The organism is Pseudomonas azerbaijanorientalis (assembly GCF_019139795.1).
GTDB lineage: Bacteria > Pseudomonadota > Gammaproteobacteria > Pseudomonadales > Pseudomonadaceae > Aquipseudomonas > Aquipseudomonas laurylsulfatiphila.
In genome coordinates this window covers 4749609-4763326 of sequence record NZ_CP077078.1, presented here as the reverse complement: position 1 = coordinate 4763326, position 13718 = coordinate 4749609, and the positions used below count along the sequence as shown (strand labels likewise).

The 13718-nt window shown below is 61.2% G+C and carries 15 protein-coding genes; 7 read left to right on the top strand and 8 right to left on the bottom strand.

Annotated elements, in window-relative coordinates; all coding sequences use genetic code 11:
- Positions 1-8 precede the first annotated feature (8 nt).
- Positions 9-320, bottom strand: a complete 312-nt coding sequence (locus tag KSS91_RS21245) for an Mpo1-like protein (protein ID WP_217836024.1) — start codon at positions 318-320, stop codon at positions 9-11.
- 160 nt (positions 321-480) lie between these two features.
- Between KSS91_RS21245 and KSS91_RS21240 the strand changes: the two genes are divergently transcribed.
- Positions 481-1542 (top strand): AraC family transcriptional regulator, encoded by a 1062-nt coding sequence (locus KSS91_RS21240; RefSeq protein ID WP_217836023.1) that lies wholly within the window; start codon positions 481-483, stop codon positions 1540-1542.
- On the opposite strand, the gene KSS91_RS21235 is transcribed toward KSS91_RS21240, so the two are convergent.
- Positions 1499-2953: a TrkH family potassium uptake protein gene (locus KSS91_RS21235; RefSeq protein ID WP_015096300.1), complete on the bottom strand. Its 1455-nt coding sequence runs from the start codon at positions 2951-2953 to the stop codon at positions 1499-1501. The two genes, KSS91_RS21240 and KSS91_RS21235, sit on opposite strands and share 44 nt — an antisense overlap.
- Positions 2954-3074: 121 nt before the next feature.
- On the opposite strand from KSS91_RS21235, the gene KSS91_RS21230 reads away from it, so the two are divergent.
- Positions 3075-3641, top strand: coding sequence for an NAD(P)H nitroreductase (locus tag KSS91_RS21230; RefSeq protein WP_217836022.1), 567 nt, complete (start codon positions 3075-3077; stop codon positions 3639-3641).
- Between the two features lie 105 nt (positions 3642-3746).
- Here KSS91_RS21230 and KSS91_RS21225 read toward each other — a convergent pair whose 3' ends face one another.
- From KSS91_RS21225 to KSS91_RS21200, 6 genes are all read right to left on the bottom strand, one after another.
- Positions 3747-5090, bottom strand: coding sequence for a sensor histidine kinase (locus KSS91_RS21225; RefSeq protein ID WP_015096298.1), 1344 nt, complete (start codon positions 5088-5090; stop codon positions 3747-3749).
- Between the two features lie 237 nt (positions 5091-5327).
- A complete protein-coding gene (locus tag KSS91_RS21220; RefSeq protein ID WP_217836021.1) occupies positions 5328-5777 on the bottom strand; it encodes a Spy/CpxP family protein refolding chaperone in 450 nt (149 codons plus the stop codon).
- A 240-nt stretch (positions 5778-6017) separates the two neighbouring features.
- Positions 6018-6695, bottom strand: a complete 678-nt coding sequence (locus KSS91_RS21215; protein ID WP_007975295.1) for a response regulator transcription factor — start codon at positions 6693-6695, stop codon at positions 6018-6020.
- Positions 6696-6702: 7 nt separating this feature from the next.
- Entirely contained in the window at positions 6703-7116 is a 414-nt protein-coding gene (locus tag KSS91_RS21210; RefSeq protein WP_015096295.1) for an SH3 domain-containing protein, read from the bottom strand.
- A 111-nt stretch (positions 7117-7227) separates the two neighbouring features.
- Positions 7228-7527: a YciI family protein gene (locus KSS91_RS21205; RefSeq protein WP_007975297.1), complete on the bottom strand. Its 300-nt coding sequence runs from the start codon at positions 7525-7527 to the stop codon at positions 7228-7230.
- 1 nt (position 7528) lies between these two features.
- Positions 7529-8125 (bottom strand): septation protein A, encoded by a 597-nt coding sequence (locus KSS91_RS21200; protein ID WP_217836020.1) that lies wholly within the window; start codon positions 8123-8125, stop codon positions 7529-7531.
- A gap of 87 nt (positions 8126-8212) precedes the next feature.
- Here KSS91_RS21200 and KSS91_RS21195 point away from each other — a divergent pair, with 87 nt between their 5' ends.
- The 5 genes from KSS91_RS21195 (at position 8213) to rluB (ending at position 13036) form a co-directional block, all read left to right on the top strand.
- Positions 8213-9076: a PHP domain-containing protein gene (locus tag KSS91_RS21195; protein WP_015096293.1), complete on the top strand. Its 864-nt coding sequence runs from the start codon at positions 8213-8215 to the stop codon at positions 9074-9076.
- A gap of 13 nt (positions 9077-9089) precedes the next feature.
- Positions 9090-9719, top strand: coding sequence for an L-threonylcarbamoyladenylate synthase (locus KSS91_RS21190; RefSeq protein WP_041475076.1), 630 nt, complete (start codon positions 9090-9092; stop codon positions 9717-9719).
- Positions 9720-10538 carry a segregation and condensation protein A gene (locus KSS91_RS21185; RefSeq protein WP_007975301.1) on the top strand — a complete coding sequence of 273 codons (819 nt, stop codon included), beginning with the start codon at positions 9720-9722 and terminating at the stop codon, positions 10536-10538.
- A gap of 11 nt (positions 10539-10549) precedes the next feature.
- Positions 10550-11521, top strand: a complete 972-nt coding sequence (scpB, locus tag KSS91_RS21180; protein WP_217836019.1) for an SMC-Scp complex subunit ScpB — start codon at positions 10550-10552, stop codon at positions 11519-11521.
- Positions 11522-11815: 294 nt separating this feature from the next.
- Positions 11816-13036: a 23S rRNA pseudouridine(2605) synthase RluB gene (gene rluB, locus KSS91_RS21175; protein ID WP_217836018.1), complete on the top strand. Its 1221-nt coding sequence runs from the start codon at positions 11816-11818 to the stop codon at positions 13034-13036.
- Positions 13037-13718 lie beyond the last annotated feature (682 nt).

The following is a 13718-nucleotide window of genomic DNA, read 5'->3' as shown; positions in this document are numbered from 1 at the left end:
GATGTTCTCTAGAACGGAACGCGCCCCAGCACCATGTCCCGGTACATGACAAAATCGCCGAGCAGGCTGTAGAAGGGGTGTTGGAACGTTGCCGGGCGGTTCTTCTCGAAGAAGAAGTGACCGACCCAGGCAAAGCTGTAACCCGCCACAGGCAGGGCCCACAACAGCATCCAGGCTCCGCGACCGATGGTCAGCGCCAGTATCAAGATTACCAGCGTCGTGCCGATAAAATGCAGACGGCGGCAGGTACTGTTGCTGTGTTCGCTGAGGTAATACGGGTAGAACTCAGCGAAACTGTTGAATCGTTTGATGTTTTCCACGACTGCGATCTCTGTGGTTATTGTTCTGGCTGCAAGTTGTTCTGCGGGTAGCTTATTTGAGTCTAGAGTGATCAATGGCATCAGCCAGTGACAATAGGCGCCACTTTAGTATCCTTCGGTCAATAGCCGTCGCATGCGGCTCACCATGTAAGAAAACGCCATGAGCGAACGAACGACTTCTGCAAGCTGGGCGATGGGGATTGTCAAAGCGCTGGAGATGGACGGCCTGGATTGCCGGGTTCTGTTCAAACAGCTGGGGCTCGACTACGCGGCACTGGATGATCCGGATGCACGCTTCCCGCAAGATTCCATGACACGGCTTTGGCAACGCGCGGTCGAACTGTCCGGCAACCCGGCCATCGGCCTGAACATGGGCAAGTTGGTGCGACCGGCGCAGTTCCATGTGACCGGTTACGCCTTGATGTCCAGCCAGACACTGGCCGAAGGTTTTCAGCGTCTGGTGCGCTATCAGCGGATCATCGCCGAAAGTGCCGACTTGAGTTTCCAATTGCTGGACGAAGGCTATGCGCTGATTCTGACGGTGCATGGCGACCATCTGCCACCGACCCGGCAGAGTGCCGAAGCTTCACTGGCCTGCGCCCTGGCGCTGTGCAGCTGGTTGACCGGGCGAACGTTGCAACCACGCAAAGTGTTGCTGCAAGGCGCTGAGCCGGCCAATCCGGAACCCTATAAACAAGCCTTCCATGCACCGCTGGTGTTCAACGCGCCTTACGATGCGCTGATTTTCGAGCGTTCGGACATGGAAGCGCCCTTGCCGACGGCCAACGAAGCCATGGCGTTGCTGCATGACCGCTTTGCCGGTGAGTACCTGGCGCGCTTTTCCGAAAGCCGCGTGACGCACAAGGCGCGGCAGGTGTTGTGCCGCCTGTTGCCCCAGGGCGAGCCCAAGCGCGACGCCGTGGCGCAGACACTGCATCTTTCCCAGCGCACCTTGCAACGGCGCTTGCAGGAAGAGGGCACGAGTTTTCAGGCGCTGCTGGACGATACCCGGCGCGAACTGGCCGAGCAGTACCTGGCTCAACCGAACATGACCTTGCTGGAAATCGCCTACTTGCTGGGGTTCGCCGATCCGAGCAACTTCTTCCGCGCTTTCCGCCGCTGGTTCGATGCCACACCCGGCGAGTACCGGATGCGGTTGATGCAGGCACCTGAAGCGGTCAATGACGCCAAAATGCCGGAATACACAGCACAAACACCGTGATGATCTCCAGTCGGCCGAGCAGCATGCCGAACGACAGAATCCACTTGGCGGCATCGGGCAGGGTCGCGAAGTTACCTGCCGGGCCGATGGTCTCACCGAGCCCCGGGCCGACACCGGACACGGTACTGGCCGCGCCGGTGAGGGCGGTCATCCAGTCCACGCCGAGCAGCGAAAGCAGCAGCGCAATCACGCAGATGGTGATCGCAAAGAAGAACGAAAAGGTCAGGATCGAACGCACGATTTCTTCGTCGAGGCGGTGACCGTTGTACTTCTGCTTGATCACCGCGCGCGGATGAATCAGCTGGTTAAGGTTGGCCTTGAGCAGGATATAGGCCACCTGGAAGCGGAAAATCTTGATACCGCCCGCGGTCGAGCCGGAACAACCGCCGACAAACCCCAGATAGAAAAACAGCATCAGCGAGAAATTGCCCCAGAGGCTGTAGTCCCCCAGTGCAAAACCGGTGGTGGTCACTACCGACGTCACGTTCAGCGCCACATGCCGCAGCGCCTCCAGCCAATGCAGCTGGGTCGTCCACCAATACCAGGTGCCGAGTACCAGCCAGGTCACCAGCAGCATGCCGAGCAGGCCTTGAACCTGTTCATCCTTGATCAGCGCCCGACGGTTGCCGCGCAACGTGGTGACATACAGGGTGAACGGCAGGGCACCGAGAATCATGACGACGATCGCGACCCAATGCACCGCAGGCTCCGGCCACTTGGCCAAAGACTGGTCGGAGGTAGAGAAACCGCCGGTGGAAATCGCCGACATGGCGTGGTTGATCGCGTCGAACAGGCTCATCCCGGCCCACCAGAACGCCAGGCTGCCGACAATGGTAATGCCGACGTAGGTTGCCACGATCAGGCGCGCCACCATGTGCGAGCGGGGCATGACTTTTTCCGAGCGGTCCGACGATTCGGTCTGGAACAGCCGCATGCCGCCGATGCGCAGCAGCGGCAGAATCGCCACCGCCATGCCGATGAAGCCGATGCCGCCGAGCCAGTGCAGCAACGAGCGCCACATCAGGATGCCGGGGGACATGGTGTCCAGGCCGCTGAGTACGGTTGCGCCAGTGGCGGTGATGCCGGACATGCTTTCGAAGAACGAGTCGGTGTAGCTGATGTTTTGGGTCAGCAGGAACGGCAGCGCGGCGAAGATGCACACCACCAGCCAACTGCTGACGGTCAGCAGGTACATGTCTCGGGGGCGCAGGTGCACGTGCTCGGGGCGCCCCGGAATCACAAGCGCCAAACCGGCGACAAAGGTGATCATGCTGGCCCAGAGGAACGACGGCAGATCGCTGGTGCGGTCGAAAATGACCAGCGTGGCCATGGGGATGACCATGGAGATCGCCAGCGTGATCAGGAAGATGCCGATGATGAAACCAATGATCCGTAAGGTCGGCAACGCCATGAGGTCCGCTCGGCTGATAGAGGAAAGGGCGCCATTCTACCTGTGAGGCAGGGCATGTAAACCGGCACTGCTGCGGCAGTTACAGCTAGAATAGCCGCACAAATTTTTCAGGAGGTGGCCGATGCAGGCTCTCGACGCTTTGCTCAACCGTGTTTCCGTTCCGCGACTGATTGACCCTGCACCCACTGCCGAGCAGCGCGAGGTGCTGTTCAGTGCCGCCATGCGCGCTCCGGATCACGGTCACTTGCAGCCTTGGCGCTTCCTGACGGTGGAAGGCGCGGCACGCGAGCAAATGGGCGAGTTGCTGGTCGAAGCGGCGAAATTGCAGGACGGCGAAGTCAGCGAAGCGGCCATCGACAAGGCGCGCAATAATCCGCTGCGGGCGCCGTTGGTAGTGGTGGTGATTGCGCGGTTGCAGGATCACGTCAAGTATCCGAAGTCCGAGCAGTTGCTGGCGGCGGGCTGTGCGGCCCACGGGATCTTGCTGGCGGCCTATGCGCAGGGCATTGGCGCGGTGTGGCGTACCGGTGACCTGGCGTACTCGCCGCATGTGGCCAAGGGTTTGGGCTTGGCGGAGGGGGAAGAGGTGATTGCTTTCCTGTACCTGGGCACTCCGCAGAAAGAACCGCGGGTGGCCGAGAAGGTCGACCTGGCCGAGTTTGTCAGCGCCTGGTCCGGGAAGGTCTGACACCGCAAACCCTGTGGGAGCGAGCTTGCTCGCGATAGCGGAGTGTCAGCCACCACAATGTTGGAAGGGGCGACGCCTTCGCGAGCAAGCCCGCTCCCACAGATTTCAGGGCTGGACAACAGCCCCCGGCACCAACGGCAATTCCAGGCTGGCAATGAACCCGCCTTCAGGGTGATTGGCCAGTACCAGGCAGCCGCCATGGCGCTCCGCCGCTCGCCGTGCGATCGCCAGGCCCAGGCCGTGTCCGGCTGCGGTCTGCCCCGGTGCACGATAGAACGGCTCACCGAGCTGGCTCAAATATTCGGCACTGACCCCAGGCCCGTGATCGCGCACGGTCACGACGATCCGCTCGCCCTGACGCAGTGCCTGCATTTCGATCGGCAGGCCACCCACCGGATTGAAACGCTGGGCGTTGCGCAGCAAATTGTCCACGGCCCGTTCGATCATGGTCGGCCAGCCCTTCAGATTCAGTTGCGACTCGGCTTCGAGGTGTACGAGTTGCTCGGGTGAACCGAGTTGAGCATCCTTCTGCAAGGTGTTGAGCAAGGCATTCAGGTCCACCTCTTCGGCACTGGCGTTATCGGAGTCGACCCGCGCCAGTACCAGGATTTCGCTGATCAGCGCTTCCAGTCGGTCACATTCCCGGGTCAGGCGCGGCCATAGCTGTTCCCGTTCCTGTGGGCCGGCCCGTTCGGCGAGCGCCAGCGCGATACGCAGACGGGCCAGAGGCGAGCGCAGTTCGTGGGAGACATCGCGCAACAGTTGCCGCTGGCTGCCAATCAGACTCTGCAGGCGCGCACCCATGCGGTTGAAGTCATTGGCCAGGACGCCAAACTCATCGCGACGGTTGGCCAGCTTGACCAGGCTGTTCTGTTGATACGTGGTTTGTCCCAGGTCATGCACCGCTCCGCGCAGACGGCTGAGCGGGCGAGTGATGGAAAAGGTCACCAGCAGGCTGAACAGGGTCAGCACCACCAGGGCGATTCCCAGGGCACTGAGCGGCCAGAGCAGGCTCTCGCGGTGCCAGGCGTTCAGTTCCGGGTGTGGAATGCGATAGATGAACAGGAAGGTGTCACCGGTTTTTTCACTGGTGAACTCATCGGTCAGACGTCGCCATGGCAGGCGCCGGTCATCATTGTTCTGGCGCGCCTCAAAGGCCGCCGCACGTCTGGGGAAGGTGCCGCGCACCACCGGATCGCCGCTTTCGTTAAGCACCTGAACGTCGATGTGATACTGGCGTTTGCGTTGCTGGAGAATGTCCTGGGCGGCGTCTTCGCCCTGACTTTCGTAGGTCTGCGTCCACTGTTCGGCCAGCGTGTTGAGGCCCGGGTGGCGGCTGAGAATCCATGCATCCTGGTTGAGCATGTGCCCGAGCAGGATGGAAAGCCCTGCAACCAGAGCGATGGCCAGCCAGAAGCTGGCCAGGATACGCCAGAACAATGAACGCACGGAAAATCCTCAAACAAACACAGAATCCCATGTAGGAGCGAGCTTGTGGCGAGGGGGCTTGCCCCCGTTCGGCTGCGCAGCAGTCGTAAACCCGTTACATGCGGTTTAACGTTGAGATGCCGGGGTCGCTTCGCAACCCAACGGGGGCAAGCCCCCTCGCCACACAGGCTCGCTCCTACAGTAGATCAAAAGCATCAGACCCAACGGCGTTCAGCCGTCGGGTCCGGGGGCAGCGCATTATTGCGCTTTTTGCGGTTGTTGCGCTTTCCACGCCTTGAACTCGGTCCATTCGGCGCGACGCTCTGCCTGTTTCTTCTGGATCTCGTCGAATTGCTTCTGTTGATCCGGTTTCAGCAGTGCCCGTACGTCAGCTTCGGCTTTCTTGTGGTTGGCGGCCATTTCATCTTTCATGGCTTTCTGGTCGGCTGGCGAGAGTTTCTCCAGGTACTTGTCAACCAGTTGCTTACGCTCGTGCATCTGCTCGCCCATGATCTTGCGGATCTGCTCGCGCTGTTCGCGGCTCAGGTCCAGTTCACTGTACGGGCCTTTGCCGTGCATGCCGTGCATCTGACCACCGTGGCGCGAACCGTCCATCGGCCCACCCATCGAGCCTGCGCCTTCAGGCATGGCCAGGGCAACGGTCGGCAGGGCAGTCGCGAACATCAGAGCGATAAGAGTCTTGCGCATGGTGAATCTCCTTGTCTCGTTCCCGGTACGTTCCGGATGAGTACAGATTACGCAGATCAAGGTCAGCGGCGGTCAGCGAAGGGTAAAGCTTGGGTAAAGACGATTTTGCGCCGACCTGACAAAACTCCCGATTCCCCTGTAGGAGCTGCCGCAGGCTGCGATCTTTTGATCTTGACCAAAAAGCAAGATCAAAAGATCGCAGCCTGCGGCAGCTCCTACAGGGACCGTATGCTGTCAGGGTCAGAGGCTGTAGTAGTAGCCGCGGCTGCGCAGGGCCACGATGCGCGGACGGCCGTCGGGGTGTGGGCCGATCTTCTTGCGCAGGTTGCTGACGTGCATGTCCAGGCTGCGGTCGTACAGGGTCAGCTTGCGGCCGAGGGCAATCTGCGCCAGTTCCTGTTTGTCCAGGGGTTCGCCGGGCTGCTTGAGCAGGGCTTCCAGCAGCCGGCTTTCGGAAACGGTGAGGGTGAACTCCTGCTCGTCGATGCTGACCACGCCGCGCACCGGGCTGAAACACAGGTCGCCCAGCTCCAGCTGGCTGGACACCGCTGCCGGGTGGCTACGGCGCAGGACGGCGCGCAGGCGGGCGGTCAACTCTCGCGGGTCGCAGGGTTTGGCCAGGTAATCGTCGGCGCCAAGTTCCAGGCCGAGAATACGGTCCAGGGGCTCGCCCCGGGCCGAGAGCATCAGCACCGGCAAATCCGGGTGATCGCTGCGCAACTGCTTGAGCAGTTCCAGGCCGCTGCCATCGGGCAACATCACATCCAGTACCACGGCCGCCGGAGCGGTTTCGGCCAGCGCACGGCGCGCGCTCTGGCCGTCGTGACAGGCTCGTACCTGAAACCCTTCCTGGCTCAGCCAACTGCTCAGGAGCTCACACAGCTCCTGGTCATCATCAATCAGTAACAGCTCGCTCATGACTCACTCAATTTAGCCATTGTCGACGTTTTCGACTTGCTCCACTGGCGAAGATACCGCAGAGCAGCGCCAATAGCGCTACCCCGGCACCAATGACAAACCATTGTTGCTGGTCGGTCAGCAGACGCGGCAGCGGACTGCTGGCCTGGGCTTCCTTGAGTTGCAGCTTCAAGCGCTGGTTCTCCTGGCGCAACCGGGCCAGCAGCGGGCTTTCGCGTTCGCCATCGGCAGTTTGCAATTGTTTGCTCAGTTCTTCCCGTTGCCGCTCGCTTTCTTTCAAGCGTTGCTGCAGCTCGGTGATCTGGCTGCCGGCGCTCAAGGAAAGAGGCGTCGAGTTTCCACCCTCGGCGTATTCCTCACCGTGGGCGGGCGCCCCGATCGACAACGTGACCAACATCAGACACAACGGACCCTTGCGCATCGCGACTCCTGATTCCAATACGGGTATTGGGCAAGTTGTCGGCCGATAAACAGGAATAATGAGCGATTGAGAACGCGATGAACCGACAAGGTTCATCGCGTGGGGGATTTGTTACGGCAGGACTTGCTTGAACGGCTTGACCAGAACGTTGGCGTAGACACCGGCAGCGATGTACGGATCGGCGTCGGCCCAGGCCTGGGCGGCGCCCAGGGAATCGAACTCGGCGACGATCAGGCTGCCGGTGAAACCCGCCGCGCCCGGATCATTGCTGTCGACGGCCGGGTGTGGGCCGGCCAATACGATGCGACCTTCGCCCTTGAGCACTTGCAGGCGCTCGAGGTGCGCAGGCCGTGCGGCCAGGCGGGCTTCCAGGGAGTTGGCGACGTCTGTGGCAATGATTGCGTAAAGCATGTCAGTCCTCGGTTTTTGGCGTAGTGGTGTCGGCATCGTGCAGATGGCGGGACAGGTAAATGCCCTGGCCGATCAGGAACAGCAAAGTCATGCCCAGGCTGCCGAAGACCTTGAAGTCGACCCAGTAGCTCTGGAAGGTGAACGCGACAAACAGGTTGGCGGCACCGCAAAACAGGAAGAAAGCGATCCAGGCGATGTTCAGGCGTGTCCAGACCGGCTCCGGCAAGGTCAGCGCGTGGCCCATGATGCGTTTGATCAGCAGGCTGTCACCGACGAAGTGGCTGCCGATGAACGCCAGGGCGAACAGCCAGTTGACCACCGGGGCTTTCCACTTGAGGAACGTCTCGCTGTGGAAGGCCAGGGTCAGGCTGCCGAAGACCAGGCAGGCGATGAGGGTCAGCCACTGGCTCTTTTCCAGCTTGCGCTGTTTGACGAACAGCGTGCCGTAGACCACCAGGGAACTGACGATCAGCATCGCGGTGGCGCTGTAGATACCGCCTACAGTGAGCTCATGGCCGGCGATGTCGACGACCCGTGGGTCGATTTTGAAGACGATGAAAAACAGCAGGAGCGGGATGAAATCGATGAATTGTTTCACAGTGGCAGCCAGAAGCAGGATGTGGCGGCATAATAACAAACATATGGGCGCGCGATAGCGCCAGCTGATTTGAGGTTACAAAGCCCTGTGAATGTTGATTTGCACTGCCATAGCACGGCCTCCGATGGCGCCCTGGCGCCTGCGGTTCTGGTGGCGCGGGCGTTCGAGAAAGGCGTGCGAGTCCTGGCCTTGACCGATCACGACACCCTTGAAGGGCTCGACGAGGCGCGGCACGCGGCTGCCGCACTGGGGATGCAACTGGTCAACGGCGTCGAATTGTCCTGCACCTGGGGTGGCGCGACCATTCATGTGCTGGGCTACGGTTTTGACGTGAACGCCGCGCCGCTGGTCGAGGCCATCGCCAGATTGCATGATGGCCGTTGGCTGCGCTCCGAGGAAATCAGCCGCAAACTGGCGCTCAAAGGCATGCCGGGGGCGCTGGATGGCGCCCGGGAGATCCAGCAGGCGCTGGGCGACAGCGGTAACGCGCCGGCCCGCCCGCACTTTGCGGACTGGATGGTGCGTGAAGGTTTCGTCAAGGATCGCGCCGAGGCGTTCCGCAAATGGCTGGGTGCCGGCAAGCTGGGCGACGTCAAGCAACACTGGCCGACCCTGGAAGAAACCGTCGAAACCCTGCGCGCGGCCAAGGCCTGGGTCAGCCTGGCACACCCCTGGCACTACGAATTCACTCGAAGCAAGCGACGTCGCCTGATTGCCGACTATATTCAAGCAGGGGGCCACGCCATCGAAGTGGTCAATGGTTACCAGCCTGCCGAACAAGTGGGCAGCCTGGCCATTCTGGCCCGCGAGTTCGGTCTGCTGGTCAGCGCCGGCAGTGATTTTCATGGCCCCGGAGGCTGGTCGGAGATCGGCGAATACCGGCCGCTCCCGGAGGATCTGCCACCGCTATGGTGTCGATTCAAACATGACCCAGTTATTGCCGCCGTCTGAACAGGTAGAGAATGTGAGTCAATTTTTCCAGATTCATCCGGAAAACCCGCAAGCGCGCCTGATCAAGCAGGCAGTCGAGATCATCCGCAAGGGCGGGGTGGTGATTTATCCCACAGACTCTTCCTACGCCATTGGTTGCCAGATCGGCGACAAGGTGGCTGTGGAGCGCGTTCGGCGCCTGCGGCAGCTGGATGAAAAGCACAATTTTGCGCTGATCTGCAGCGATTTGTCGCAACTGGGACTGTTTGCCAAGATCGACACCGGCACTTTCCGCATTCTCAAGGCTCATCTTCCGGGGCCTTATACCTTCATTCTCAACGCCACCCGCGAAGTGCCGCGGTTGTTGTTGCACCCCAAGAAACGTACCATCGGCCTGCGCGTGCCGAGCCACCCTATTGCCCTGGCACTGCTGGAGCAGCTCGGCGAACCGTTGATGAGCGTGACCCTGATCATGCCCGGCGATGAAGATCCGTTGACCGACCCGCACGAGATGCGCCAGTTGCTCGAGCACCAGGTCGACCTGATCATCGACGGCGGCTTTGGCGGGATCAAGGCGTCCACCGTGATCAGCCTCGCCGACGGCGAACCGGAAGTCATCCGCGTCGGTTGCGGCGACCCTGCGCCGTTCATGGTCGAGGCCTAGATGTCCGCAGTAGAACCCGTCGACAGTCAGGCCGGAGCCCAGCAGGAACTGCCCTTCGCCATGGTCTACGGCCAGGCGGTCATGGAAATGCCGCTGGACCTGTACATCCCGCCGGATGCCCTCGAGGTCTTCCTCGAAGCCTTCGAAGGCCCCCTCGACCTGCTGCTGTACCTGATCCGCAAACAGAACATCAACATCCTCGACATCCCGGTGGCGGAAATCACTCGCCAGTACATGGGCTACGTCGAGTTGATGCAGTCGGTGCGCCTGGAACTGGCCGCCGAGTACCTGGTGATGGCCGCGATGCTGGCCGAGATCAAGTCGCGGATGCTGCTGCCGCGGGCCGAAACCATCGAAGACGAAGAGGACGACCCGCGCGCCGAACTGATCCGCCGCTTGCAGGAATACGAGCGTTTCAAGGCCGCCGCCGAAGGCATCGATGGCTTGAGCCGCGTCGGTCGCGACGTGGTGGTGCCCAAACTCGACGCCCCGGAGGCCCGGGCTCGCAAGTTGTTGCCGGACGTGCGCCTGTCCGAGTTGCTGTTGTCCATGGCCGAGGTATTGCGCCGTGGCGACATGTTCGAAAGCCATCAGGTCAGCCGCGAGGCGCTGTCTACCCGCGAGCGCATGAGCGATGTGCTGGAGCGGCTCAAGGGCGGCGGTTTCGTGCCGTTTGTCGAGCTGTTCACCGCTGAAGAAGGGCGCCTTGGCGTGGTGGTGACCTTTATGGCGATCCTTGAGCTGGTCAAGGAATCCCTGGTCGAGCTGGTGCAGAATGAGCCATTTGCCGCGATCCACGTGCGAGCCCGAGCCGAATAACGAGTCGAAACATGAACCTGACTGAACCCCGTGACCTGGCACCCTTGCTTGAAGCCTTTCTGTTGGCTTCGGGAAAGCCGCAATCCCTGGAAAGCCTGTTCGAGCTCTTCGAGGAGGGCGAGCGCCCGGAACCGCCGGTCTTCAAGAAGGCCCTGACAATGCTCGCCAAGTCTTGTGATGGCCGCGCGTTTGAACTCAAGGAGGTGGCCTCGGGGTATCGCCTGCAAATTCGCGAGAAATTTGCGCCGTGGGTCGGGCGTCTGTGGGAGGAGCGCCCGCAGCGTTACTCCCGCGCCATGCTCGAAACCATGGCCCTGATTGCCTATCGCCAGCCGATCACCCGCGGCGAAATCGAAGACGTGCGGGGGGTGGCGGTCAACAGCAACATCGTCAAGACCTTGATGGAGCGCGAGTGGATCCGCATCGTCGGCTACCGCGACGTACCTGGCAAACCGGCGATGTTCGCCACCACCAAGGCGTTCCTCGATCACTTCAACCTGAAAAACCTCGACGACTTGCCACCCTTGGCGGAGCTGCGCGAGCTGGAACCGGACCCGGTGCTCGATTTCGACGACGCCCCCGTACCCGCCGGGTTGCAAGAGTTGGCCGACGCCAGCGCGGAACCGGAAGAACCGAAGGAAGAAACCAGTTTCCACACGCTGTTGCTGGAGCTCGATAGCATGGAGGAGGGGATCAAGACCGATTTCGATGATCTGTTGCGTGATGGCGCGGTGACTGAGTTTGATTCGGAACAGCCCGACATCGAGCCTGAACCTGAAGTTGCCCGGATCGAGCCTGAGCCGGACATTGAACCGGAGCCGGACGACGACATCCTCGGCGTGGCCGAGGCCCGGGAAAAACTCCTGGCTGCGGTTGCTGCGCTTGAGCAGCCAAAGCCTGAGCCTGAACTGAGCGACGAAGAGGCCGAAGCCCTGGCCCTGGCCGAAGCCATCGAGGCCGAGCGCCGTCAGTTCGAAGATTGACCGCAGCTTTTACGATCACTAAAGACCTCTGTGGGAGCGGGCTTGCCCGCGAATGCGGTGGGTCAGCCAATAAATATGCCGGCTGACACGCCCTCTTCGCGAGCAAGCCCGCTCCCACAGGGGGATGTGTTCACCGCAAGGCTGCGGGTCACCGGTCAGCGGAAAAACCAATAACCTTGCCTTGATGAGCTAGTCTGTGATGCGCAAACGCCCGCATGCGCGTATGATTCGCGACCCTTCGGCGATCTCTTCGCCAAAGTACCCAGATTTCAGATCACACCGGGAGGTGCCCAGATGAGTATCAAAGACCAGCAAGACGACCAGTCAATCGGCCCAGCAGGCGAAAAACTGCAGAAAGTCCTCGCCCGTATCGGCGTCGGCTCGCGCCGTGACGTGGAAGCCTGGATCAGCCACGGCCGCATCAAGGTCAACGGCAAAGACGCCACCCTTGGCCAGCGCGTCGACATGCACGACGCCATCACTATCGATGGCAAGGTGATCAAGCGTGAAGAGGCCGCCGAATCGGTGCGCCGCGTGATCATGTACAACAAGCCCGACGGCGAAATCTGCACCCGTGTCGATCCGGAAGGCCGTCCGACCGTGTTCGACAAGATGCCGCGCCCAAAAGAGGGTCGCTGGATCAACATCGGTCGCCTGGACATCAACACCACCGGTCTGCTGATGTTCACCACCGACGGTGAGCTGGCCAACCGCCTGATGCACCCTTCCTACGAAATGGACCGTGAATACGCGGTGCGTGTGCGTGGCGAAGTCGATGACGAGATGATCGAGCGTCTGAAGGCTGGTGTTGTCCTTGAAGATGGCCCGGCCAAGTTCACCGATATCAAGCAGGCGCCAGGCGGTGAAGGTTTCAACCACTGGTACCACTGCGTGGTCATGGAAGGTCGTAACCGCGAAGTTCGTCGCCTGTGGGAATCCCAGGGCCTGGTGGTCAGCCGTCTGAAGCGCGTGCGTTTCGGTCCGGTGTTCCTCAACTCCGACCTGCCGATGGGCCGCTGGCGCGAAATGAGCCAGTACGAAGTCGACATTCTGAGTGCCGAAGTCGGCCTGACGCCGGTCGCGATGCCGCAGATGAACGCCAAGAGCAAAGACAAGCTTGACCGTATGCAACGCAAATCGTCGCGTCCGATGGCCAAGACCGAGCGTGTACGTACCCTGCGTCCAGCCGCTGAGGGGGCTGCCGCTCCTGTTGCTCCACGTGCCAGCCGCGAGCCGCAGATCGAAGGCGAGCGTCCAGGGCGCAAGCCTGCTGCGCGCCAGGACGGCGAACGCGGTCCACGTACGCCACGTCCGGCCAATGGCCGTACCGAGCGTGGCGAAGGCCGTGGTACGCCGGTAGCCGATCGCCCGGCCGACACCAAGCGCCCGGCCAAGCCGGCGCCGAAGCGTCCGGGGATCAAGCTGGTCGACGGTGATACGCCATCGGGCAAGCGCCGTGGCGCACCGGCCGGTTCCGGTCAGCGTCCGGGCTTTGGTCGTCGCAAGCCGGAGTGAGGCAGCGGTAAGCTTCAAGCTGTAAGCGACACGTTAAAAAACGCCAGCCTTCGGGTTGGCGTTTTTTTAGGCTGGCTTTAAGTGTGTGTCGTTTTTGAGGGCCTCTTCGCGGGCAAGCCCGCTCCCACAGGAGACCGGATTGTTCTGGAGAAATGCGATCCACTGTGGGAGCGGGCTTGCCCGCGAAAGCGCCAGTCGCCGCACCGGGACGTCCGAAGTGGAAAGCCAGAATTACGCCCTGTAAAGAAAACCTGACGAAATTCACAGATTAATCCCGTGAAATCGCTCCTCGTCGAATACCGTAAGAAAACTCTTACGCATCATTACCTTCCAGCGCTCTTCCAGCGCTCTGGCCCGCTTGTTTCACCGCTCCATGCAGGGTGTTATGCGCGCCATGCCTGTCGTGCAGGTGCATAACAAAAAGGAGGCGCAATGAACGCCGTATTCCATCTCCATCTCTCTGTGAGAGGCGGTTTTCCTGCCTTTCCCGTCGATGATCCGCAAGGATCTGACCCATTTTTTGCAGCCGCCCGGGCTTCCCGGGGCGGACACAGGCAATCCCGGCCATAGACACGCTTGTCCAGCGGGTCTGGCAGCAGGGGGTTACAGGTGTACAATGCGCCGCGTTTTACCTGTGACCTCCTGCGCATTTGCGCAACCCTCAAGGCTATCCGCCTTGTTC